The following is a 23,761-nucleotide window of genomic DNA, read 5'->3' as shown; positions in this document are numbered from 1 at the left end:
GTATGAATATGATAAGAAACATGGGATAAAAAGAGATAATTACTGGATACCTAACTGATGGGAAACCTCATTGAGTTATTTACTCAGGCGGGTTTTAGTTGGCCTCACTCACGTTTAACATATTCAATTCGTTTCCTTTACCATCAATTGCGTTTCATAACCGAATAGAGATGCTGCAATCAGCCTTCGGAATCAAAAAAATAGTAACTTCATTTGTCAGCCGAATATGCTCATCAGCGTACTGGTGCTGTTGATGCTTCTATATATTTCCGTTTTTTCCAAAGAACCAATTCGTTTATCCCTGAAATAATGGTTTCTGATTATCAGGAAATACTCGAAAATGAATTTCGGTCTATGACAAATTCTAGTACTGCTTTGATAGGTTGTGGTGAACAATAGGACTTGCAACGTCTGGAAAAATTATGCGCATAGCCGTGGTTCAATGGCATGATTTATTTGCAAGGGCAGCACTTGATAAACGTGGAGAAACAGGAGTCTTATCCAATACTGATGTTCATTATTATGGACCTGTTTTGTTGTGTGCTTTAGCTGTTATAGCTTATGACAATAAGGAAAAATGTCGGTATGAAACCGCTTTAACGTTCGTCTTCTGTCGGCTGTTCATGCCATTATTATAGCCTCGCATAATAAAAAATATTTGAGACATTTTTACTTTTATAGATTGACACCTTGGTTTTTTGCTAGTGTTTTATGCCGAGTTTTTGAGGCAATTAAAAAGTTTCTGCAGCTCTTCGGCGCTTAAACCCCATTACCCGGCTCTGGTGTGATACTTATGGTCCTGCAAAATCTAAAATTATCAAAGCTCAAGGACGCTCGTTTAAAAATGTGGAAACCAATATGAATAGAAAAATTGTTCTATTACTATGCTTGTCTTCATTAAGTGTTTTTAGTGGTTGTGGTGTGTTTGAGCCTGGTTATATAGATCACGGCCCACCAGTTGCGGCTGCATGGTATCAAAAGCCAGGCGCAACACCGAAAGAAATAGCTGATGCATATTACAAATGTGAAGAACGCTATCCAGATGATCCAAAACTTGACCCAAATGTTGGACAGAATATCATTTTTAAACGAATATTTTGTATGGAAGATCAAGGATATTTTGCTAAGGATGGAACCAGAGCGATAAAGTCTTGTAGAAACTTTCATAATCCAAAAGTTCCCATTTGTGAGGCGAGGGGCGCTTATAATTAAAATAATGGAGTAATAATTATTGAGCTCTGGCCCAGAAGCTCATGCACAATAAACTGTCAATTTATTGAACAAATTGAGTGTTGGTAAAAAAGATGAAATGACTTTGTAACTTCATAATCGGGATTTTGTTGGGGGCTCGTTGGTGGCAATTCGGCCACGATGTGGGGGCTTCTGGTAGTAGTATGATGTTGGAATGGCTTAATATGTTTGGCAGTTTTGTTGGGAAGCGTGGTTTCTCTATCTATAGCTGCTAGAGACCAACAGCTTGATTGTGGCGATAATTATAATTCTGTAATATCTACAAATACCAAAGTTTAAAGACGCTCGTTTAAAAATGTGGAAACCAATATGAATAGAAAAATTGTTCTATTATTATGCTTGTCTTCATTAAGTGTTTTTAGTGGTTGTGGTGTGTTTAAGGATGGTTATGTAGATCACGGCCCACCATCTGCTAGTCAATGGTATCAAAAGCCAGGCGCAACACCGGAAGAAATATCTGAAGCAAATGACAAATGTGAAAAACGCTATCCAGATGATATAAAGCTCGACCCAAATGTTAGACAGAATATCGCCTTTCAAACATTGTTTTGTATGGAAGATCAAGGATATTTGCCTAAGGATGGAACCAGAGCGATAAAGTCTTGTAAAAATTTTCGTAATCCAAAAGTTCCCATTTGTGAGGCGAGGGGCGCTTATAATTAAACTGTTGGAGTAATTATTGAGCTTTGGCCCAGCAGCTCATGCACAATAAACTGTCAATTTATTGAACAAATTGAGTGCTGGTAAAAAAGACGAGATGATTTTGTACTTTCATAAGTATGATTTTGTTGGAGGGCTCATTGGTGGCAATTCCGCCACGATGTGGGGGGCTTCTGGTAGTAGTATGCTGTTGGAATGGCTTAATATGTTTGGCAGTTTTGTTGGGAAGCGTGGTTTCTCTATTCATAGCTGGTAGAGACCAACAGCTTGGTTGTGGCGATAATTATAATTCTGTAATATCTACAAATACAAAAGTTTGAAGACGCTCGTTTTAAAATGTGGAAACAAAAATGAAGAATAAAATTATTACATTACTATGCTTGTCTTCATTAAGTGTTTTTAGTGGTTGTGGTGTATTTAAGGATGGTTATATAGATCACGGCCCACCATCTGCTAGTCAATGGTATCAAAAGCCAGGCGCAACACCGGAAGAAATATCTGAAGCAAATGACAAATGTGAAGAACGCTATCCAGATGATCTAAAAATCGACCCAAATGTTAGACTGAATATCCACTTTAAACAAAGATTTTGTATGGAAGATCAAGGATATTTGCCTAAGGATGGAACCAGAGCGATAAAGTCTTGTAGAAATTTTCATAATCCAAAAGTTCCCATTTGTGAGGCGAGAGGCGCTTATAATTAAAATAATGGAGTAATTATTGAGCTCTGGCCCAGCAGCTCATGCACAATAAACTGTCAATTTATTGAACAAATTGAGTGCTGGTAAAAAAGACGAGATGATTTTGTACTTTCATAAGTATGATTTTGTTGGTGGGCTCATTGGTGGCAATCCTGCAACAATGTATGGGGCACTCGAGGGGTATAACCAATTAAAAGCAATTGGCGGTATGTTTGATCTTGATGGCAAACACTACTCTGTTCATAGTTGTTATGGTCTTGGAAAGAGTGATTGTGGGATGACTTATGGTCCTGCAAAATCTAAAATTATCAAAGCTCAAGGACGCTCGTTTTAAAATGTGGAAACAAAAATGAATAGAAAAATTGTTCTATTATTATGCTTGTCTTCATTAAGTGTTTTTAGTGGTTGTGGTGTATTTAAGGATGGTTATGTAGATCACGGCCCACCATCTCGTGCTGCATGGTTTCAAAAGCCAGGCGCAACACCGGAAGAAATATCTGAAGCAAGTGACAAATGTGAAGAACGCTATCCAGATGATCCAAAACTTGACCCAAATGTTAGACAGAATAACATTTTTAAACAAAGGTTTTGTATGGAAGATCAAGGATATTTTCCAAAGAGTGGAACCAGAGCGATAGATGCGTGTAAAAACTTTCATAATCCAAAAGTTCCCATTTGTGAGGCAAGGGGCGCTTATAATTAAAATAATGGAGTAATTATTGAGCTCTGGCCCAGAAGCTCATGCACAATAAACTGTCAATTTATTGAGCAAATTGAGTGCTGGTAAAAAAGATGAAATGACTTTGTACTTTCATAAGTATGATTTTGTTGGGGGCTCATTGGTGGCAATTCCGCCACGATGTGGGAGGCTTCTGGTAGTAGTATGATGTTGGAATGGCTTAATATGTTTGGCAGTTTTGTTGGAAAGCGTGGTTTCTCTATTCATAGCTGCTAGAGACCAACAGCTTGGTTGTGGTGATACTTATGGTTCTGCACAATCTAAAATTATCAAAGCTCAAGGACGCTAATTTTAAAATGTGGAAACAAAGATGAAGAAAAAAATTGTTCTATTACTGTGCTTGTCTTCATTAAGTGTTTTTAGTGGTTGTGGTAGTGTGTTCGACCCTGATTATGTAGCTCAACCTCGACTATCTGGTCCTGCATGGTTTCAAAAGCCAGGCGCAACACAGGAAGAAATAGCTGATGCGTATTACAAATGTGAAGAACGCTATCCAGATGATCCAAAACTTGACCCAAATGTTAGACAGAATAACATTTTTAAACAAAGGTTTTGTATGGAAGATCAAGGATATTTTCCAAAGAGTGGAACCAGAGCGATAGATGCGTGTAAAAACTTTCATAATCCAAAAGTTCCTATTTGTGAGGCAAGGGGCGCTTATAATTAAAATAATGGAGTAATTATTGAGCTCTGGCCCAGCAGCTCATGCATAACCAACTGTCAATTTATTGAACAAATTGAGTGCTGGTAAAAAAGATGAAATGACTTTGTACTTTCATAAGTATGATTTTGTTGGGGGCTCATTGGTGGCAATTCGGCCACGATGTAGGGGGGCTGGTGATAGTATGTTGTCGAATTGGCTTAATATGTTTGGCAGTTTTGTTGGGAAGCGTGGTTTCTCTATCTATAGCTGCTAGAGACCAACAGCTTGATTGTGATGATGCTTATGGTCCTGCAAAATCTAAAATTGTCAAAGCTCAAGGACGCTCGTTTTAAAATGTGGAAACAAATATGAAGAATAAAATTATTACATTACTATGCTTGTCTTCATTAAGTGTTTTTAGTGGTTGTGGTAGTGTGTTCGACCCTGATTATGTAGCTCAACCTCGACTATCTGGTCCTGCATGGTTTCAAAAGCCAGGTGCAACACAGGAAGAAATAGCTGATGCATATTACAAATGTGAAGAACGCTATCCAGATGATCCAAAACTTGACTCAAATGTTAGACAGAATAACATTTTTAAACAAAGGTTTTGTATGGAAGATCAAGGATATTTTCCAAAGAGTGGAACCAGAGCGATAGATGCGTGTAGAAACTTTCATAATCCAAAAGTTCCCATTTGTGAGGCGAGGGGCGCTTATAATTAAAATATTGGAGTAATTATTGAGCTCTGGCCCAGCAGCTCATGCACAATAAACTGTCAATTTATTGAACAAATTGAGTGCTGGTAAAAAAGACGATATGATTTTGTACTTTCATAAGTATGATTTTGTCGGAGGGGTCATTGGTGACAATTCGGCCACGATGTGGGGGCTTCTGGTAGTAGTATGATGTTGGAATGGCTTAATATGTTTGGCAGTTTTGTTGGGAAGCGTGGTTTCTCTATCTATAGCTGCTAGAGACCAACAGCTTGGTTGTGGCGATAATTATAATTCTGTAATATCTACAAATACAAAAGTTTAAAGACGCTCGTTTTAAAATGTGGAAACAAAGATGAAGAAAAAAATTGTTCTATTATTGTGCTTGTCTTCATTAAGTGTTTTTAGTGGTTGTGGTGTGTTTAAGGATGGTTATGTAGATCACGGCCCACCATCTGCTAGTCAATGGTATCAAAAGCCAGGCGCAACACCAGAAGAAATATCTGAAGCATATGACAAATGTGACGAACGTTATCGAGATGATCCAAAACTTGACATACATGTTAGAGAGAATATCGTCTTTCAAAAATTGTTTTGTATGGAAGATCAAGGATATTTGCCTAAGGATGGAACCAGAGCGATAAAGTCTTGTAGAAACTTTCATAATCCAAAAGTTCCCATTTGTGAGGCGAGGGGCGCTTATTAAAAAAGTATAAATTGTATTTTACAATTCGTATATTTTTTGAGGAAATTGAAATGAAAAACAAAACAACCGCTGATCATTCGGTTAGGGATAAAGGTTGGCGGTTGTTTGGCATTGAGCGTTAATTACTATTTTGAAGCTTATGACGCCAATTAACAAGAAATAACAAGTAGAATTCAGTATTCTGCCCACGGTTATGGTATTTATCGAGTGTGTAATGCATTTTGCTTGAGCCATGAAGGTTCTACTTTGCGCATTACTGTTGCCGATAAGGGCAATGAGATAATAAGCGAAAGTTCTTACAAGTGTCGTTCATGCATGAAAATGATATTATCAAAAAATAATCCAAGGTGAAGATTCAATGAGAAAATTTTTATCTCTTTTATGTGTCGTCTTTATGCTGAGTGGCTGTTGGCTTTCTCTCAACTTTAGTCAGGAAATTCAAGATAAATGGCGTGGGCAACCTATCGAAAATATCATTAAACGGTTAGGCCCATTCCATGTTGCACAAAATAAAAAGGGAGAAAAATATGTATACTGGGAACGATCTTTTCAAAAAAGTACACCTACAGGATATGAGTTAGCTTATTGTGAAGCCCGCGCGTTTTATGACGAGCACGGCAAAATCACAAGGCTGGATACTTATTCGAGAGGAGCTAATTGCGCTTTTGGTTTTAAAGACGCGCTAAAGTAGAACAGTTGTTATCGGTTGGTTTTTAATTTATTCAGCATGTAGAAAAATTGTCTTTATTAGGGCTGTTGTTAAAATGAAAAAACGTGCAATAACTATATTTGTTTTCATCGTTTCAGGTCTCTTCCTCACCGCTTGTCAACAAACCACTGCGACGTCGTCTCAAGAAAAACCGGCTATGGTAAAAAAAAGCGAAAAGCTTTGTGAACGACTAGGGTGTCATGTGACATATCACCCATAATTCTGAGTTATTTTCATGGCCTTTAGAGGCGTTGTCAGAATAAAGTTGTACTTGGGCAAAGACTTAACCCTTTAAAGACGAGATACATTCATGGTGGTGACTTTAGCGCGATGAAGTCACGTGACTGCATGTTGCTACGCGAAAGCCCTTATAAATGTAGATAAACCCACTACTTCAAATCCTAATTATAATGAGCGCAATTCAGTCCTTTATTATAAGTGACAAATCTTGTGATCTTGTCCTCATTATCAACATATACACGCAATTCACATGATTTAGTAGCATACCCCCCGAGCGGATTACCTGAACCACCTACTAAGAAGTTGCCTTCTTTTTGTCGGTAATAATATTTTTCGCCCTTTTCATCCACGCTGAAACCACCACCTGGCCCGATGGCTTTTTGTAAATCACTGATTGGCCGACCTCGCCATGCTTCCTGTATTTTAGCAGGGATATTGGTTGAAAGCCAACAGCCGCCCAAAAGCACGAAAAGCGGTGCCAGTATAAGCAACTTACGCATTGGCTTTTCTCTCAGTTGGATTGATAAGTGCAATTTCTATTGTATAGAGTGTAACATATTCAAACAACAATTTATTGCACCAAAATTTTAGAAACATCTTGGTATAACAAAAGAATAAATTAAATTGCTTTGGGAAGACGAAACTAGGTTTCGTCGGTTTTTTCTACCGTTTTGTTGCAGAATTATAAACCAGTCGGGCTGCAACCAAATAAGATAATCTATTCCGACAACCCAATTCCCGCCGGATATGATCGGGTTTATTGTCGGTTTACCGTTGTTCTCTCCAACACTATCAGTTCTGCAAGGGAATTTGGTCTCAATGATTGATGTCCCCGCAAATTTATCACCGACCTTCATTTTTCCGCATACGTAAAGGACAGCCATTCTCGCTGAACAGCCGGTCATCTATATTTTTAACAGCGATTGCGGGTTTGCTTTAAGGAACCTGAATAATGGGGGATTTTCTTCTTGGGGACAGACGAGAAAGGGCGCATCTTCGACCGTATTTCATCAATAGTTATAAGCGCCACAGATGGAAAAAACGGCTGGCATAAAAGCGCTATCCTCAGAAACGCCGGCGAGACGTTATGGAAAAGGAAAAGAAGTTTATCCATTTTGAAAAAGGCGGTTAGAGCCTATTTCATAATGGCTTCTTCGTGCGTCGCTTAGCAGAGAGTAATATGAGCAGTTTTTGAAATCATTTCACATTGATCAGGGGAGTAAGGCAAGGAAAAGGTGCCCATCACGACCATGAGCCGTCATAAAAAGGAAGAGGGAACATCCACTTAAAAGCGCTCATGATGAGTGTGATTGATCAGTCTCGCTTGTTTTTAAATACAATAAACAAAATGCTGTTTTTCCACTCTGGTTCGGAAAGACAACAGAATTTCGGACGGCAAGCCTTTTGAAGGAAATTGGGAGGATAGTTTCAAATCATGATTGATTGAAAGCAATATCAATCAAAAGCAATTCCCCTCACATATTTTTAAAAAATAGTAGAGACTGGTGTTTGTTTTTAAAAATGGAAAAGTTTGGTGTTTGGAAGCTATAGTGAAATGCCAAAATTTAAATGGCGCACCCGAAGAGATTCGAACTCCTGACCCCCAGATTCGTAGTCTGGTGCTCTATCCAGCTGAGCTACGGGTGCATTTTTGAAAACCACCGAAATGATGTTTCCAGCCAGTCTCCTCGTCGACATCCGGTTTCGAATATCTTCAATCGACTGACAAGCGGTTTCCTAATTGGTTCGCGAAAGAAATGCAAGAGAAGATTTTATTTTTTTGTTCATTCTTGTTGTTCATTCGCCCATATAAATGCGAAATTCCAGCCTTTCGCAGGTTGAAAGCAAAAATTCGTTATTGGCGTTTCATATTGGCAAAACGATAGAGTGAAGCTTTTTCTAACATCGCAAGGCTTCGTGAAAGCCATGATGATTTGTTGTCATAAACGCAATAAATCGCTGTTCCGGCTTAGTTTTTCGCTCCCCTGTCATTTTTCGCTTTCTTTCTCATTCTTCGCTATGTGAGGGGAGATCGGGAACGCGGATTTCAAAATGCGCGCCCTCCTGTTCGTTTTCAATGAGTGTAATGGTGCCACCAAGAGCATGGATAAGCTCTTCGCATATTGTCAGCCCCAAACCCGAACCATTGCGGCTGGTCGAGCCCTGAAATGGTGAAAACAGGTGTTCTTTTGCTTTTGCCGGCAAACCGGGGCCGGTGTCTACGACATCGATAACGGCTACATTGTCGATTCGGTGTCCGCTAATGGTGAGTTTTTTCTGGAAATTTTCGCCGTCTTCCCGCTCCAGCATTGCCTGAACAGCATTGCGGCATAAATTGGTGATGACACGGTGGAGCTGTTCTTCATCCGCATCAATGGTCATATCAAAGGGGACGGAATCAATAAATTCGACCTGATCGGAACCTGGAAGAGTGAGCGATTCAAATACGTCTTCGACAAGATCGTGTAGGAGAAGTGTTTTGCGCTTTGGTGCTTCTTCCTGTGTGCGCCCGTAAGTGATGACGGTCTGGCTATAAGTGACGGCGCGGTCGATCGCACGGATGAGTTTTGGCGCGATCTTCTTCACCATAGGGTCTTTTGCATCGGCAAGGTGATCCGACATCAATTGAGCAGAAGCCAGAATATTCCTCATATCATGATTGATTTTTGAAACCGCAAGCCCGAGATTGGCGAGATGTTTCTGGTGGGCATAGCTTTTTTGCAATTCGCTTTCGATAACCGAAATACGTTTCTGCGTGATACCGAGTTCGTCGCGCCGCGCTTCCGGAACAAGGATTTTGCTCGGATTATGCGGTTCCATCACAAAATCCAGCATATTGGTGTAGATATTCTGTAAAGGGCGCACCAGAAGTTCATGCACAATCAAGTAAATCGTTGTTGCCGCAACAATCGCAATGGTAAGTGAGATGACAATAAAATGCCACGAAAAGTCAATCATTGCCTCACGCAATTTCGCGTCTGCAACTGTTACTTCAAGTGTAATATCTGTTCCTTCGATAGGACCGCGAAGGAGCAGAATATTATTGCCGCCAAAATAGAGCGTCGAGAGAGAGTCAAGCAGCGCCTTGGTTTCGCTATAATCGGGAAGGTTGATTGTTTCATTGACTTTTGTCAAATCCGGCGAGGTGGCAAAATTATATTTTTGGTTATTTTTAACAATACTGATAGCCAATGCGTCGGTGGCGGTCAGAACATTTTTCTGCAAATTCGGGCTTAAGGTGATTTCGGGGCTTGAAGCCAGAATCATGCTGATGGCTTTGGCCGACTGGTGGTGGTCTTCAAGCCAGCTTTGTTGCATGCTGGCAATAGAGGGCATGAAAACCATAATTTCCGTGATGAAAACCGAAAGCGTAATGAGCAATATGAGGCGCACACGCATACGCCGGTGGAACGGTATTTGTTCATGCTCATGTTGAAGCGACAGGCCTGCCGATGTCGGTGCTTGTTTACCGCTTGTTTCTTCTTTAGCCATTCGACCTCTTTGGACGACTGTCCTCACGGCAAAATGTCGCGTCGGTTTGACCTATAACGAGTCAGTTTTGCCCTATAAAACCCGCAATTCCAATTCACTCTATAAAAATCCTTGATTAAGAACAAATTGTTTTTTGCACTATGCGTTCGCTATTTGTGATCGCTCTAATATTACCGAAAATTAACTGGACTAAAAATTGCAGATTTTGCATGAATGAACATGATTAAAATCGGGGCAATAATCTAAACCCCGTTTCACGAGACTCTGAGGAATGTTAAAATTGGTAGAAGATATTAAAACAGAGTGACAAAAAACAATATCGGATAATAATCTGTCCGATTTTCTCATCCTTTGATGAAAGCAGCGCGATGAAACGCCCGTCGAAAATTGCTCTTGTTGTTATTATTGGTCTCATTATCGTCGGCCTGTTTGTCTGGCAGGGATTAAAGAACGGGAAAAATGTCGGGCACAGCTCAGCATCGGCCCCGAAAACAAACGAGGTGGTTGTAAAACCGGTAAGCCAAAAGCTGATTAATGACCGTTTAAGCGCCATCGGCACGGGTAGAGCACTTGCAACCGTTGCCGTCACCCCCTGGTCTAGCGGTGTGATGGACAAGATTTATGTGAGTGCGGGAATGCACGTTAATGTCGGCGATCCGGTTGCAAAGCTTGATTCCGATAATGAAGAAATCGCCGTCGAGCGCGCCAAAGTGGAAGTCAATGATGCGGAATTGACCATGGCAAGAACGGTGAAGTTGCGTGCCTCCAATACGGCTACCGAAGTGCAGGAATTGTCGGCAAAACTCGCTCTCGACAAGGCAAGGCTTGCACTGCGCGATGCCGAGCTTGCAGCTGATCGGCGCACAATCCGCGCGCCGGTAAGCGGCATTGTCGGCATTTTGCCGGTTGACGCGGGAAATTACGTGACATCCGATACAACAATCGCCCGCATTGATAATCGCGACCATATTCTGATCGACGTGTGGGTGCCGGAACGTTTTGCCCCGCTCATTAAAATCGACCAACAAGTCAAAGCCACATCTATTGCCCGCCCCGGTGAAGAATTTGTCGGCCGCATCAGCGCCATTGACAATATGATCGACGAGCAAAGCCGCACTTTGCGCATTCGTGCGGAAGTCGATAATGCCTCCGGTGTGCTCCAGTCGGGCATGTCTTTTTCTGTGTCGCTTGCTTTTCCAGGTGACCCTTATCCGGCCGTCGACCCGCTCGCAATCCAGTGGAACGCCGAGGGTGCCTATGTCTGGCGGGTGAAAAATGGAGTTGTGGAACATGTGCGTGTCGGCATTGTCCAGCGCAATGCGGATTCGGTGCTGGTCACTGGTGCACTTCAAAAAGGAGATCTTGTTGTCACCAAGGGCGTGCAAAATCTGCAAGATAAAAGTACCGTCGATATTTTGCCGGATGAGGGCGTAAAAGAGGCCGGAAAAGACGTTTCTCTTGGCAATCAGAATGATCATTCGGCTCAATCGGGTGGCAATAGTGGACACCATGAAAAAGCAACTGAAGGGACTTCGGATGAAGCCAAGAAAGCCGCCGGTGAACCTCCGGAAGTGAAGGGATACGAAAAGAAAGCCCCTGAGGGAGCAAACCGGTAATGGCAGGCGCTTCTCAAAAATCCGGTGAACACGAAAAGGAGCGCGAAAAGGATAAAGGCGGGCTGGTTGCGCTTTTTATCCGCCGGCCGGTTTCGGCCTTTGTGCTCAATGTGCTCATCATGGTGGCGGGGCTTGCCGCACTTCAGGGCATTGATGTGCGCGAATTGCCGGATGTTGACCGTCCGGTGGTAACCGTTTCAACCGATTTCGATGGCGCGGCGGCAGAAACAATCGACCGTGAAATCACCCAGAAACTTGAAGATGCTGTGGCGCGTGTTTCAGGTGTCAAAACCATTTCCTCGCGTTCTTCTTTTGCCCGCTCGCGGGTAACGGTCGAATTTAATGACGGCGTTGATCTTAATGTGGCGGCAGCCGATATTCGCGATGCCATTTCGCGTGTTACCAATGATTTACCCGATGATGCTGATTCATCCCGCATCATCAAGGCCGATTCCAATGCCGATGCGGTGATGCGCCTTGCCGTAACGTCAACAACAATGAGTGTCGATGATTTGACGGTTTTGACTGAAGACCAGATTGTCGACACACTTTCGGCCGTTTCCGGTGTTGCAGATGTGCAGGTCAATGGCGACCGTGACAAGATTTTCAGAATAGACATTAATCCGGCGAAACTCGCAAGTTACGGCCTGACCATCGCCGATGTCACGAAAACACTTTCCGATATGGCACTTGATGCGCCGGCCGGTTCGCTCAGAAGTTCCAGTCAGGCGCTGGTGGTGAGAGCAACTGCCAATATTTCCACGCCGGAAGAATTCGAAAATGTCTATCTCAACAATCGCGTCCGTATCGGCGATATTGCCAATGTCACTCTGGGGCCGGATGTGGAAACCTCGATTGTACGGGTCAATGGCAAACCCGGTGTCGGGCTTGGTATTGTGCGGCAGGCACAATCAAACACACTCGATATTTCCGAAGGAATAAGGTCGGCCGTTGACAATCTCAACAAAACACTTCCTGAAGGCGTGCATATTACCATTACAAGTGACGATGCAAGCTTCATCAAAGGCGCTATTCACGAAGTCGAGGTGGCGCTTATTGTTGCGGTTTTAAGCGTTGTGGTTATCATTTTTCTGTTTTTGTGGGATTTGCGCGCCACTTTCATTCCCGCCCTTTCTATTCCCGTCGCCTTGATCGGCACATTTGCCGCCATTTATCTTGCCGGTTTTTCGGTCAATATTTTAACCCTCCTTGCACTTGTTCTTGCGACCGGTCTGGTGGTTGACGATGCGATTGTCGTTCTGGAAAATATTGTGCGTCACCGCAATCTTGGCGCAGGGCCGAGGGCTGCGGCGGTCATTGGCACAAGAGAAGTGTTTTTTGCCGTGATTGCGACAACACTGACGCTTGTTGCGGTTTTCGTGCCGATTTCCTTTTTGCCGGGTCAGGCAGGCGGGCTTTTCCGTGAATTCGGTTTTGTGCTGGCAATTGCCATTCTGCTTTCGGCAATTGTGGCTTTGACACTTTGCCCGATGCTTGCTTCAAGATTTCTGAAAGATGTCAAAAAGCCTGCCGGAGCCGTTGCCGATAATGAGGAAAATTTAAACGGTGAGGAAAACCGGCGCGTTCAGGAAAACCAGAGCGTTCGGGAAAATAACGAGCAGGAGGGCCTAAGCGGCGGGCATTCCAAACCGGCATTGCTTTTGAAATTTGCCCATGCATTACAGAACTTCTATGCCCGCAGCTTGCACCGTGCTCTTGACCATCCGTGGATTGTGGTTTTGCTTTCGATCGGCTTTGTTATCCTAAGTGCGGGTGGCTACCTCACTTTGCGGCAGGAACTGACCCCGTCGGAAGACCGCGCACAGGTGTTTTTGCGCATTAACGGGCCACAAGGAATTTCTGTCGATTATCTCAATGATGAAATGCGCAAAATCGAGGATGCGCTTTTGCCGTTCAAAGAAAGGGGCGAAATCATCAATACCTATGCGGTATCAGGCACTTTCGGCTCGTCCAATAACGGTTTTCTCATGCTCAATCTTGCTCCCTGGGGTGAGCGTCACCGCAGCCAGCAGGAAATTGTTCAGGAAATCAATCAAATTATGAAGGGTTTTCCGGCCGTGCGTGTCATTGCGGCGGAAGGCAATTCGCTCGGTATCAGAGGAGCAGGACAGGGCTTGCAATTTGCAATTCTCGGCACCGATTACGCCAAACTCCAGCCGGTTGCCGATGCGCTGGTCAGGAAAATGCAGGAGGACCCGCGTTTTGTCCAGCCGCGCTTGAGTGTTGAAGCAACGCAGCCGCAATTGTTCATTGACATTAATCGCGAAAGGGCAACCGATCTCGGTATTGACATTACCGGACTTGCCAATGCCGTGCAATCCATGCTGGACGGGCGCAAAATCGGCTCGGTCTATATTGGCGACCGCTCCTATGATGTGAAGCTTGTGTCGAATAGCACACCCGTTAATGACCCGACCGATCTTGAAAATATTTTCATGAAAACGGCAGACGACCGTTTCGTGCCGATGTCGGTGGTGACAACAGTTAAAGAAAAGCCGGTACCGCCTGAACTCGGGCGGGAATCGCGTATGCGCTCCATTGCCTTGACGGCAAGTCTTGCACCGGGTTTTGCCCTCGGTGAAGCTTTTGAGCAGGCACTTGACCTTGCAAGACCCATATTGCCTGCAGGAAGCTATATCATTCCGCTTGCCGAGGCTGCCACATTGAGCGAAACCTCTTCCGGTCTCATTATCGTCTTCGGCTTTGCATTGGTCATTATTCTTCTTGTTCTTGCCGCACAATTTGAAAGTTTCATTTCCGGCCTCATTGTTATGGCAACAGTGCCGCTCGGCCTTGGCAGCGCCGTTTTTGCCATGATGGTGAGCGGGGTAAGCCTGAATGTCTATAGCGAGATCGGGCTGGTGCTGCTTGTCGGTATTATGGCCAAAAACGGTATTCTGATTGTCGAATTTGCCGATCAGCTCAGAAACCGCAACCAGACTTTGCGCGAGGCAGTGGAAAATGCTGCCAATATACGTTTGCGGCCGGTATCAATGACAATGATTTGCGCCATTCTTGGCGGTGTACCGCTGATCCTTGCAAGCGGGGCGGGTGCGGAAGCGAGAATTTCTTTGGGCTTTGTGATTGTCGGCGGGCTGGGCCTTGCAACCATTGCAACGCTTTATGTGACACCTGTTACCTATCTCTTGCTTGGCCGCTTTATCCGCCCGAAAGCCGAAGAGGATTTCGAGCTTGAGGAGGAACTCGATGCCGCACAAAATGCCAAAACAACCGGCTGAATGACGAGCGAAACAGGAGACAAACAAAAAAAGCGCGGTGATGCACTCGCATTTAAAGGGGAGCAATTTTAAAATCGTCTTACTCCGCTCAAGCGGCGATGATAAAAGCAAACGATAAACACAAAAAGCGCGGGCAGGATAATAGAGATAAGAGATAAGCTATTTTGCTGGTTTGTTGGCGGCCTTGCCGGTCGTCCATCGGGAGCCTCAAGAAAACCGGCCTTTAATGGTGCGATAAAGGGCTCTCGTTAAAGCCCCGTCGAGTTTATTTTTCAGTGAAGTTGAACTTTCTTTCAAGCGAAATGGATAAAGGCGATTTTACCTCTTTTACTTCACTATGTTTCATCTTAAATTCTATTTATACAATGGAGGGTAGCTTGCCATGTTCCGCAACGAAGAAAAATTCCGCGCCGCTTTTAACGCATTGAAAACCCATGCAAAAGATCCGGAGCTTGGCGATATTCGCTCACTTTTTAAAAATGACCCGCAGCGTTTCGAGCACTTTTCATTGCGGCTTGATGATTTGCTGTTCGATTTTTCCAAATGCGGGGTTACAGCGAAAACCTTGGAGCTTCTTGATAATCTTGCCGATGCTGCCGGTTTGAAAGAGCGGCGCGAGGCCATGTTTAACGGCGAGGCGATCAATCTGACCGAAAATCGTGCGGTTCTTCACGTTGCATTGCGTGCACCGGAGGGAAGCACAATTATGCTTGGCGACAAAAACATTGTCGAGGATGTGCAGTCGGTTCTCTCGCATATGGAAAAATTCTGTGAAGGGGTGCGCTCCGGTGCCTTGAAAGGAGAACATGGCGGCAAGATTACCGATGTTGTCAATATCGGTATCGGCGGTTCCGATCTCGGGCCGAAAATGGCAACGCTTGCCCTAAAACCTTATCATGACGGGCCGAATTGCCACTTTGTCTCCAATGTCGATGGTGCCGATATTGCCGATACATTGTCGCGGCTTGATCCGGCAACAACATTGATTATTATTTCTTCCAAAACCTTCACCACAGCCGAAACCATGACCAATGCGCGTGTTGCGCGCCAGTGGATTGCCGAAAAACTGGGCGAGATGGCGGTTTCAAAACATTTTGCGGCGGTTTCGACAGCACTTGGCAAGGTGGCCGATTTCGGCATTGACCCGTCGCGCGTTTTCGGCTTCTGGAACTGGGTTGGCGGGCGTTATTCCGTCTGGTCGGCAATCGGCCTTTCGGTGATGATGGCAATCGGGCCGGAAAATTTCAGAAAGTTTCTCGCCGGCGGCCATGCAATGGACGAACATTTCCGCACCGCACCTTATTCTCGAAACCTTGCCGTCCGGCTGGGGTTGATCGGCTTTTATAACCGCGTCATCTGCGGTTATCCGACACGCGCTGTCATCCCTTATGAGGAACGTCTGTCGCGTCTTCCCGCCTATCTCCAGCAACTCGACATGGAATCGAACGGCAAACATGTAACCATTGATGGCAAGCCGGTTACAATGCCAACAGGTCCCGTTGTTTGGGGGGAACCGGGAACCAACGGTCAACATGCTTTCTTCCAGCTTTTGCATCAGGGAACCGATATTATACCGGTTGAATTCATTGTTGCTGTGAACGGGCATGAAGAAAACCTGCGTCATCAGCATGACATGCTTCTTGCCAATTGTTTTGCCCAATCGGAAGCATTGATGCGCGGTAGAAGTCAAGAAGCTGCCAAAGCCATGTTGATGAAAGGTGGTATGAGCGAAGCGGAGGCCGAAAGGCTAGCCCCGCATAAAAGCTTTGTCGGCAATCGCCCGACATTGACGCTCGTCCATGACAAACTTACCCCCTTCACATTGGGGCGGCTGATTGCACTTTATGAACACAGGGTATTTGTTGAAGGCACGCTTATGAATATCAACTCCTTCGACCAATGGGGCGTTGAATTGGGCAAGGAACTTGCCAATGAATTATTGCCCATGGTTTCAGGTCAAGAAAGTACTGACGGCCACGATAGTTCGACAAGCGGTTTGATCGCTTATGTCAAAGAGCGCCGCACACGCTGAAATTTTTGAGTTTGAAAAAATTTTAAAGGCAGTGTCATAGAAGGCGCTCCCTTTATTTCGGGCTTTATATCCGCTTTATCTTTTCTGGCGCTTTTTATTTTTCGTCTTACTTTTCTTTCACTTGTCTCGAAGTTCGGACAATAGCTCGTTTTCGGGTTAGGGTGGCCATCTGACAGGCTGGCTTTTCTGTTGCCTACATCCTTTCTTCAAGCTTCAGCAAAATAACTCATCCGGTTTTTGAAAATTCCGGCTCGTTAGAAATATGAAGGCGGGGTAAAAAATCTCTTCGAGAAGCGGGCTTTTCTTTTTGGAGAATTTCAAGGGCGGCGAGGCTCACATAAAAACTCTAAAAAAATTTTGCCGCCCGCTTTTGCTGTCCCCTTTGCCGATAGCTAATTTAATGAAAAGCCGAAACCTGTAGGTCAAGAGTAAGGTCTCGAATAAAACAAAAGAGAACAGGGGAAAGGCCAAAATAAGAAATAGTGTAATCACTTTGCTTTTTTAAAAGGCAGGGCGATTTTTAAATGAAATGCTATAATTTTTTAAAAGCGCGGTAATCCATTTACAAAGCGGGATAATTATAGAGTGGGGCAAATGTTTCCAAAGCGTGGCAATTTTATAGATTCGCTATGTGTTTTGAGGAGAGGGCGCAAAGTGAAAAGTTATTCACCCGACAAGTTGGCGGGAATTTTTTCGGAAAGAGCGGGTTTGGCTTAGAATCAATCGTGTACCGAGCGCATAGAGGTCAAAATTCTTTGCCGAATTCAGCCACTCGTGAAGAATGCCGCCTACCACACACACAAGCACGCGCGCGCCATCTTCGGGCTCCCATTCATCGGAAAGCATATCGCGGCTTCGCGCCACATAGAGCATGCGCGTAAAAAGATCGAGCATACTGTCATGGGCTTCCCTCAAGCGTAATATCATTTGCGAAAATTCATCAACATATTCGCAACGCAAAGTGATGATTGTCATGACCCGCTGCTGGTGCTCGTCCTCGGCAAAACGGCTGAGTGAAGCACAGGCCGATTTTTCTAAAACATCAATCGGATTGACAGAATCATTGCGGCTTACTTCATCAATAAGGTCTTCTTGCGGAAATTTGATACGGTCGATAATGGCATTGTAAATGGCCGGTTTGTCGCGGAAATGGAAATAGATTGCTCCGCGTGTAACGCCGGCCCGTTCGGCAATTTCATTCAATGACGTTTTGGAAACACCTTTGGTTAGAAAAGCCGTTTCTGCAGCGTCAAGAATGGCTTCACGTGTCTCGCTTGCCGCGGCTTTTGTCCGGCGCATCTTGTTACCCCTTTTTGTCCCGTCATAGTCCCCGCAAACACCACATCTTGTCCTGAAAAAAGCAAAATCCTGATTAAAAAAGTTCGATTAGGTCTTTGCAACCGGTTGTGACGCCTTATTATTGCTGTTATTAAGTGGTTATTAGCGAATTAGCTATTTACAAACATCCATGTATGTATATTTTACCGGACACGAAAAAAATATCAAGGTCTGACATCCTATGACACTATTAAGGAAAATATCGGCCGCTCTTTTTGTTGGCGTGCTGTCTTTTGGACTCGTTGCCTGTGGCAAACAGGAAAAACATATGCCGCCGCCATCACAAGCCAGCGGCAAGGTTATCCATCAGGCAGAAGTTCCGTTAAATTACGAATATGCAGCCCGTGTTGTTGCCTATCGTGAAACCGAAGTTCGTGCCCGTGTCGGCGGTATTTTGTTGCACCGCAATTTTGTTGAAGGCTCGGAAGTCAAACAGGGCGACATATTGTTCGAGATTGATCCGGACAAATACGAGGCTGCTGTTGCATCGGCGCGCGCACAGGTTGCACAGGCACAAGCCAATTACGACCAGTCGGTTCGTGATGCCGACCGTGCCGAAGAACTGGTGAAACAGAAGGTGCAATCAACGTCATTGCGTGATCAGGCTTTTGCCAAACGCGATGCCGATGAAGCAACATTGATGCAGGCAAAAGCAGAATTGCGCACTGCCGAACTCAATCTCGAATATACGAAAGTTGCCGCCCCGATTAGCGGGTTGACCAGTCGCGAGGCTGTTTCGGAAGGTTCGCTTATCGGAACCGACCCGACGTCGAGCTTGCTTACCACCATTACCCAGCTTGACCCGATCTATGTCAACTTCTCCTTTGCCGATGGTGAATATGACCAGATTCGCCATTTGATGGACGAGATGCAGAAGCGCGGCGAAAAGATCGACAATCTGAAAGTCACTGTCCGCCTTGGTGAAGGGGTTGATTACCCCGAACAGGGTACGGTCGATTTTACCTCGCCGACAATTGACAAGCAGACAGGAACCTTGGGTGCACGTGCTGTTATTGCCAACCCCGATCGTCGTCTGGTTCCGGGTATGTTTGTACGCGTAACGGTCACCGGTATCAAATTAGCGAATGCCATGACCATTCCGGAATCGGCTCTCATCCAAAACAGCAGTGGCCAGTTTGTCTATTTGTTGAAAAAGCCCGAGCCGCCAAAGGCCGACCCGAACGCTCCGAAAGGTGCTGAGGCTCAAGCTCCGGCTGCCACCAATGGTGGAGATGCTGGCAAGGGGCAGCCACAAAAGCCGGCCGGTCGGTTGATGGTTGTCGAGCAACGTCCGGTCAAGGCCGTGCGCAAGATGCAAAACGGCGACTGGCTGATTGACAGTGCCGAATTTGATTCAAAAGACAAAAACAAGATCGTTCAGGGGCTTCGTGACGGAGATGAAGTTGTCACCGAAGGCCAGGTTTATATTGAACAGGGGCTGATGCGTGTTCCTGAGGGCAAGAGCCTGATGGTTAATGTCACCGACGATGCGCCGCAACAGGCACCTAACGGGGGCAATGCAAAAGCTTCGGGACCTGCACAATGAGCTATAGTTTCTTTATTAACCGACCGGTTTTCGCGTCGGTTATATCCATTATCATCGTATTGGCCGGCTTTATGTGTATGCGCATATTGCCGATTGCCCAATATCCTGATTTGTTGCCACCGCAAGTGGTGGTTTCGGCGCAGTACCCGGGTGCCAGTGCCGAAACAGTGGCGCAGACTGTGGCTGTGCCACTTGAGCAGCAGATCAACGGCGTTGAAGACATGATCTATATGCAATCGACCAGCAACGCGTCCGGTACATTGCAGATCACTGTTACTTTTGCGCTTGGAACAGACCCTGATCAGGCAACCATTAACGTCAATAACCGCGTTCAACGTGCTTTGACAACTTTGCCGCAGGAAGTGCAGCGTCTCGGTGTTGTTGCCGATAAACGCTCCTCGTCCATTCTCGGTCTTGTTGCCATGCGTTCGACAACCAATGCCTATGACCGTATTTATGTCGGCAACTATGCATTGCTTAACGTTGTTGACGATTTGAAACGTATTCCCGGTGTCGGTGATGCTCAGGTTCTCGGACATGTCGATTATTCGATGCGTATCTGGTTGCGGCCTGACAAGCTTGCCCAATATAATATGACACCGACCGATGTTATCAACGCGGTCAAGGAACAGAATAACCAATATCCTGTCGGTCGTATCGGGGAACAGCCAGATATTAATGGCGCTTTCACCTATTCGGCAACGACGCAAGGCCGCCTTGTTACAACAGAAGAATTCGGTAACATTATTCTCCGGTCGGATGATACCGGTGCTTCATTGCGTTTGAAAGATGTTGCGCGTATCGAACTCGGTACCCAGCAATATTTCATTGAATCCAATTTGAACGGCAACCCGATGGTGCCGATCCTGATCTTCCTGCAACCGGGTGCCAACGCCCTTGCCACCATGCAGGCGATCAAGCAACGTATGGATGAATTGAAAGTTGCCTTCCCTCCGGGGATTGAATATTCGGTACCTTACGATACCACCAAGTTCATTCAGGTTTCCGTCGAGGAAGTTGTCCACACCTTCATCGAAGCTATTCTGCTTGTTATTGTGGTTGTGTTCATCTTCCTGCAGAACTGGCGAGCGACGCTTATACCGATTATCGCGGTGCCAATATCCATTATCGGAACGTTTGCGGGTATTTACGTGCTCGGCTTTTCGATCAATATGTTGACACTGTTCGGGCTGGTGCTTGCCATCGGTATTGTGGTTGATGACGCGATTGTGGTGTTGGAAAACGTCGAACGTGTTATGTCGGAAGAAAAGCTTTCGCCTCATGATGCGGCAATCAAGTCGATGAGCGAGGTTACAGGGCCGGTTGTCGCTATTGTGCTGGTTCTGTGCGCCGTGTTCATTCCGGTTTCCTTCATGGGCGGTATGGCCGGTGTTATGTATCAGCAATTTGCTGTAACAATCGCCATTTCGGTTGTGATCTCCGGTACTGTGGCTTTGACATTGACACCGGCTTTGTGCTCGCTCTTGTTGAAACCGCGCCATAGCGAACCGATTGCACCGTTCCGCTGGTTTAACGAAACATTCCAGAAGATCACCAATCTTTATGTTTCCGGTGTCGGCTTCTTTGTCCATAAATTCTGGTATGGCATTATCGGTTTTGTGCTGGTTTGTGTCTTTGCTGTCTTTATGTTCGAGAAGGTTCCTTCCTCTCTCGTTCCGGATGAAGATCAGGGCTATGTGCTTGCCGTTTCGTTCCTGCCTTCGGCTTCCTCCCTTGAAAGAACACAAGGTGTTGTCGACAAGGCCTATAAAATTCTCAAGCAGAACCCTGCGGTCGAGAATATTGCCGAGCTTGCCGGTTATGACCTGCTTTCGGGCGGTTTAAAGACAAGTTCGGGCGCCATGTTCGTCATGTTCAAGGATTGGAAAGAAAGACCCGATCCAAAGGATGATGCACGTGTGATTGCCCCGCAAGTGATCGGTATGACGTCAGGCATCAAGGACGGTGTCACCATTGCTTTCAACCCGCCGCCCATTACCGGCCTTTCGACAACAGGCGGCTTTGAAGTGTATCTGCAGGACCGCGCCGGTGGCTCGATTGATGAACTCTTCAATATGACCATGAAACTCGTCAAAGCTGCCAACCAGCGTCCGGAATTGAAGAATGTCCGCACCACTTTTGACCCGAACGTTCCGAAGTACGACTTCCATGTCGATCGTGTCAAAGCCCGTGCTATGGATGTGCCGATCAATTCGATTTATGATGCCCTTTCGGCAACATTCGGTAACATCTATATCAACGACTTCACCCTTTACGGACGTAACTATCAGGTTAAAATCCAGTCCGAAGGCGAGTTCCGTAAAAGTGCGGAAGACATCAAGCAGGTCTTTGTGCGGTCCAATTCCGGCAGCATGATACCGTTGAATGCGCTTGTCCAAACAACGCGTATTACCGGTTCCGACCAGCTTGAACGCTTCAATGCTTTCTATGCCACCAAGATCATGGGTGATCCGGGAACCGGCTTTACCTCCGGTGATGCGATCAAGGCCATGACCGAAGTTGCCGGTAAGGTTTTGCCCAATACCTACCAGATCGCCTGGACAGGTTCCGCCTATCAGGAAGTTGTGGCCGGTGGTGCCGGTTCAACCGCTATGATCTTCGGTATCATTATGGTGTTCCTCATTCTGGCTGCGCAATATGAACGCTGGAGCCTGCCTTTTGCGGTTGTCACTGCTGTGCCGTTCGCAATTGCCGGCGCCTTGACATTCACTTACCTAAGGGGACTGAGCAACGACGTTTATTTCCAGATCGGCCTCGTTACACTTGTGGGGCTGGCTGCGAAAAACGCTATTCTGATTGTCGAATTTGCTGTGCTCGAGCGTGAAAACGGCAAATCGGCTATTGATGCGGCGATTTCTGCAGCACGTCTTCGCTTCCGCCCGATTGTGATGACATCTCTGGCGTTTATCCTTGGTGTTGTCCCCTTGGCAAGATCTACCGGTGCCGGTTCCGCTAGCCGTCACGCAATTGGTACCGGTGTTATCGGCGGTATGTTGGCTGCAACATGTATTGCAACCTTCTTTATCCCGATGTTCTACAGGCTGTTTAGCGGAAACCGTGCCGGAAGAACTGCTGGTGGAGAGCCGACAAATGGCGGCAATGCACCGGAGGCTCAATCCGCACCCGATAATCAGTCAGGCAATAATGTCCAACAAGCCTGATTGCTTGTTGACAAAGCCAAAAACAAAACCCCGGTCTCCACCGGGGTTTTTTATTGCCCCGATTACTCCATAACTTGAATTTCAATGACTTGAATCTCGCGGTCATCCTTTCGGGTTCCACAGCGGCACACGGTACAAGTCAAAGGATTGGGGGAGCGATGTAATTTTAAGGATTTCAAGAAAATGATAGCCCGACGACGAATGGAAAACGGAAAGGGGCAAGATGCAGGCAGAAAAACCAGACTGCCGGCGGAAAAAGGATAGGGGGAGGATAAGAGAAGGAGCGCCGCCGGCAGGAACAATCATCAAACTCGGGGAAAAGGGCGGGGATGCGCTACTTTGTAAAACCAATAAATCTATTGAAGCTTAGGAGCAGAACGAGAAGATGGTGCTCGGCAGCGAGAAAATTCCTTTGAATTGAGGAACAGAGCAGCAAAACGCAGCTGACCTGCAAGAGTAGATCTCCGGAGGCTTGAAAACAGGTTAGCAAGTTAGCGCTCGGCAACAAAAATAAATTTACCAAAGTCGCTAAAAAGGCCGAGAATGCGATGCCGCAACACCTATTAAATCCATTGAAGCCTGCGAATGGGATGAGAAGCCGGTGCCCACAAGCAAGAAAAATTCCTCTGAATAGGGGAGCAGAGCAGAAAACGCAGCACACCAGCAAAAGGAAATCTCTGGATGCTTGAAAACGGAATAGGAAGTTAGCGCTCGGCAGAAAAATAAATTTACCAAAGTCGCTAAAAAGGCCAAGGATGCGATATACGGCGGCACCAATAAATCCATTGAAGCTTGCGAATGGGATGAGAAGCTGGTTCCTACTAGCGAGAAAAATTCCCTGCGTTTGAGGAACAGAGAGGGGATGCGCTACCCCATAGCAGTAATAAATCTAATGAAGGTCAGAACCAGAGTGAAAAGATTTCATTCGAC

General features: G+C 45.5%; 18 protein-coding genes and 1 tRNA gene. 14 read left to right on the top strand and 5 right to left on the bottom strand.

What is annotated here, in order from left to right; translation table 11 throughout:
- Nucleotides 1–858: 858 nt before the first annotated feature.
- The 9 genes from BBC0178_RS08450 to BBC0178_RS08405 all read left to right on the top strand — a co-directional run bounded on the left by BBC0178_RS08450 (nt 859) and on the right by BBC0178_RS08405 (nt 6,107).
- Complete coding sequence (locus BBC0178_RS08450) at nt 859–1,212, top strand: hypothetical protein (RefSeq protein WP_149867458.1); 354 nt, start codon at nt 859–861, stop codon at nt 1,210–1,212.
- Nucleotides 1,213–1,560: 348 nt separating this feature from the next.
- On the top strand, nt 1,561–1,914 hold the full coding sequence (locus tag BBC0178_RS08445) for a hypothetical protein (protein WP_149867457.1): 354 nt from the start codon (nt 1,561–1,563) through the stop codon (nt 1,912–1,914).
- Nucleotides 1,915–2,261: 347 nt separating this feature from the next.
- Nucleotides 2,262–2,615 (top strand): hypothetical protein, encoded by a 354-nt coding sequence (locus BBC0178_RS08435; RefSeq protein ID WP_078039823.1) that lies wholly within the window; start codon nt 2,262–2,264, stop codon nt 2,613–2,615.
- A gap of 100 nt (nt 2,616–2,715) precedes the next feature.
- The gene (locus BBC0178_RS08430) at nt 2,716–2,946 is read left to right on the top strand and encodes a hypothetical protein (protein ID WP_149867456.1); all 231 of its coding nucleotides are present in this window, start codon (nt 2,716–2,718) and stop codon (nt 2,944–2,946) included.
- Nucleotides 2,947–2,961: 15 nt separating this feature from the next.
- Entirely contained in the window at nt 2,962–3,315 is a 354-nt protein-coding gene (locus BBC0178_RS08425; RefSeq protein WP_078039821.1) for a hypothetical protein, read from the top strand.
- Nucleotides 3,316–3,661: 346 nt separating this feature from the next.
- Nucleotides 3,662–4,018 (top strand): hypothetical protein, encoded by a 357-nt coding sequence (locus BBC0178_RS08420; RefSeq protein ID WP_078039820.1) that lies wholly within the window; start codon nt 3,662–3,664, stop codon nt 4,016–4,018.
- Nucleotides 4,019–4,362: 344 nt separating this feature from the next.
- On the top strand, nt 4,363–4,719 hold the full coding sequence (locus tag BBC0178_RS08415; protein ID WP_078039819.1) for a hypothetical protein: 357 nt from the start codon (nt 4,363–4,365) through the stop codon (nt 4,717–4,719).
- A gap of 346 nt (nt 4,720–5,065) precedes the next feature.
- Nucleotides 5,066–5,416 (top strand): hypothetical protein, encoded by a 351-nt coding sequence (locus BBC0178_RS08410; RefSeq protein WP_078039818.1) that lies wholly within the window; start codon nt 5,066–5,068, stop codon nt 5,414–5,416.
- 358 nt (nt 5,417–5,774) lie between these two features.
- Nucleotides 5,775–6,107, top strand: a complete 333-nt coding sequence (locus BBC0178_RS08405) for a hypothetical protein (protein ID WP_149867455.1) — start codon at nt 5,775–5,777, stop codon at nt 6,105–6,107.
- Between the two features lie 419 nt (nt 6,108–6,526).
- Here BBC0178_RS08405 and BBC0178_RS08400 read toward each other — a convergent pair whose 3' ends face one another.
- The 4 genes from BBC0178_RS08400 to BBC0178_RS08385 all read right to left on the bottom strand — a co-directional run bounded on the left by BBC0178_RS08400 (nt 6,527) and on the right by BBC0178_RS08385 (nt 9,857).
- Nucleotides 6,527–6,865 carry a hypothetical protein gene (locus BBC0178_RS08400; RefSeq protein ID WP_078039816.1) on the bottom strand — a complete coding sequence of 113 codons (339 nt, stop codon included), beginning with the start codon at nt 6,863–6,865 and terminating at the stop codon, nt 6,527–6,529.
- Between the two features lie 87 nt (nt 6,866–6,952).
- Complete coding sequence (locus BBC0178_RS12210; protein WP_078039815.1) at nt 6,953–7,270, bottom strand: proline racemase family protein; 318 nt, start codon at nt 7,268–7,270, stop codon at nt 6,953–6,955.
- 665 nt (nt 7,271–7,935) lie between these two features.
- Nucleotides 7,936–8,012, bottom strand: a tRNA-Arg gene (locus tag BBC0178_RS08390).
- A 360-nt stretch (nt 8,013–8,372) separates the two neighbouring features.
- Complete coding sequence (locus tag BBC0178_RS08385) at nt 8,373–9,857, bottom strand: ATP-binding protein (RefSeq protein WP_078039814.1); 1,485 nt, start codon at nt 9,855–9,857, stop codon at nt 8,373–8,375.
- A 368-nt stretch (nt 9,858–10,225) separates the two neighbouring features.
- Here BBC0178_RS08385 and BBC0178_RS08380 point away from each other — a divergent pair, with 368 nt between their 5' ends.
- The 3 genes from BBC0178_RS08380 (at nt 10,226) to pgi (ending at nt 16,765) form a co-directional block, all read left to right on the top strand.
- Nucleotides 10,226–11,473 carry an efflux RND transporter periplasmic adaptor subunit gene (locus BBC0178_RS08380; RefSeq protein ID WP_078039813.1) on the top strand — a complete coding sequence of 416 codons (1,248 nt, stop codon included), beginning with the start codon at nt 10,226–10,228 and terminating at the stop codon, nt 11,471–11,473.
- Nucleotides 11,473–14,733 (top strand): efflux RND transporter permease subunit, encoded by a 3,261-nt coding sequence (locus BBC0178_RS08375; protein ID WP_078039812.1) that lies wholly within the window; start codon nt 11,473–11,475, stop codon nt 14,731–14,733. The genes BBC0178_RS08380 and BBC0178_RS08375 overlap by 1 nt, the downstream gene beginning before the upstream one ends.
- 382 nt (nt 14,734–15,115) lie before the next feature.
- Nucleotides 15,116–16,765, top strand: a complete 1,650-nt coding sequence (gene pgi, locus BBC0178_RS08370) for a glucose-6-phosphate isomerase (RefSeq protein ID WP_078039811.1) — start codon at nt 15,116–15,118, stop codon at nt 16,763–16,765.
- 666 nt (nt 16,766–17,431) lie between these two features.
- Here the strand turns inward: pgi and BBC0178_RS08365 are convergent.
- Nucleotides 17,432–18,064, bottom strand: a complete 633-nt coding sequence (locus tag BBC0178_RS08365) for a TetR family transcriptional regulator (protein WP_078039810.1) — start codon at nt 18,062–18,064, stop codon at nt 17,432–17,434.
- A 220-nt stretch (nt 18,065–18,284) separates the two neighbouring features.
- Between BBC0178_RS08365 and BBC0178_RS08360 the strand changes: the two genes are divergently transcribed.
- Both BBC0178_RS08360 and BBC0178_RS08355 read left to right on the top strand, forming a co-directional pair.
- Nucleotides 18,285–19,649: an efflux RND transporter periplasmic adaptor subunit gene (locus BBC0178_RS08360; RefSeq protein ID WP_077972248.1), complete on the top strand. Its 1,365-nt coding sequence runs from the start codon at nt 18,285–18,287 to the stop codon at nt 19,647–19,649.
- Nucleotides 19,646–22,831 (top strand): efflux RND transporter permease subunit, encoded by a 3,186-nt coding sequence (locus BBC0178_RS08355; RefSeq protein WP_077972246.1) that lies wholly within the window; start codon nt 19,646–19,648, stop codon nt 22,829–22,831. Before BBC0178_RS08360 ends, BBC0178_RS08355 begins: the two co-directional genes overlap by 4 nt.
- Nucleotides 22,832–23,761: the final 930 nt, after the last annotated feature.

Source organism: Ditibartonella apihabitans (assembly GCF_002007485.1).
Taxonomy (GTDB): Bacteria; Pseudomonadota; Alphaproteobacteria; order Rhizobiales; family Rhizobiaceae; genus Bartonella; species Bartonella apihabitans.
The sequence above is the reverse complement of the archived record's forward strand: the minus strand, read 5'-3'. Positions and strand labels throughout refer to the sequence as shown.

Bases quoted from the DNA above. Each gene is read 5' to 3' on its own strand.
- BBC0178_RS08450 (WP_149867458.1), top strand. From the start codon at position 859: ATGAATAGAAAAATTGTTCTATTACTATGCTTGTCTTCATTAAGTGTT.
- BBC0178_RS08445 (WP_149867457.1), top strand. From the start codon at position 1,561: ATGAATAGAAAAATTGTTCTATTATTATGCTTGTCTTCATTAAGTGTT.
- BBC0178_RS08435 (WP_078039823.1), top strand. From the start codon at position 2,262: ATGAAGAATAAAATTATTACATTACTATGCTTGTCTTCATTAAGTGTT.
- BBC0178_RS08425 (WP_078039821.1), top strand. From the start codon at position 2,962: ATGAATAGAAAAATTGTTCTATTATTATGCTTGTCTTCATTAAGTGTT.
- BBC0178_RS08420 (WP_078039820.1), top strand. From the start codon at position 3,662: ATGAAGAAAAAAATTGTTCTATTACTGTGCTTGTCTTCATTAAGTGTT.
- BBC0178_RS08415 (WP_078039819.1), top strand. From the start codon at position 4,363: ATGAAGAATAAAATTATTACATTACTATGCTTGTCTTCATTAAGTGTT.
- BBC0178_RS08410 (WP_078039818.1), top strand. From the start codon at position 5,066: ATGAAGAAAAAAATTGTTCTATTATTGTGCTTGTCTTCATTAAGTGTT.
- BBC0178_RS08405 (WP_149867455.1), top strand. From the start codon at position 5,775: ATGAGAAAATTTTTATCTCTTTTATGTGTCGTCTTTATGCTGAGTGGC.
- BBC0178_RS08400 (WP_078039816.1), bottom strand. From the start codon at position 6,865: ATGCGTAAGTTGCTTATACTGGCACCGCTTTTCGTGCTTTTGGGCGGC.
- BBC0178_RS12210 (WP_078039815.1), bottom strand. From the start codon at position 7,270: ATGACCGGCTGTTCAGCGAGAATGGCTGTCCTTTACGTATGCGGAAAA.
- BBC0178_RS08385 (WP_078039814.1), bottom strand. From the start codon at position 9,857: ATGGCTAAAGAAGAAACAAGCGGTAAACAAGCACCGACATCGGCAGGC.
- BBC0178_RS08380 (WP_078039813.1), top strand. From the start codon at position 10,226: ATGAAACGCCCGTCGAAAATTGCTCTTGTTGTTATTATTGGTCTCATT.
- BBC0178_RS08375 (WP_078039812.1), top strand. From the start codon at position 11,473: ATGGCAGGCGCTTCTCAAAAATCCGGTGAACACGAAAAGGAGCGCGAA.
- pgi (WP_078039811.1), top strand. From the start codon at position 15,116: ATGTTCCGCAACGAAGAAAAATTCCGCGCCGCTTTTAACGCATTGAAA.
- BBC0178_RS08365 (WP_078039810.1), bottom strand. From the start codon at position 18,064: ATGCGCCGGACAAAAGCCGCGGCAAGCGAGACACGTGAAGCCATTCTT.
- BBC0178_RS08360 (WP_077972248.1), top strand. From the start codon at position 18,285: ATGACACTATTAAGGAAAATATCGGCCGCTCTTTTTGTTGGCGTGCTG.
- BBC0178_RS08355 (WP_077972246.1), top strand. From the start codon at position 19,646: ATGAGCTATAGTTTCTTTATTAACCGACCGGTTTTCGCGTCGGTTATA.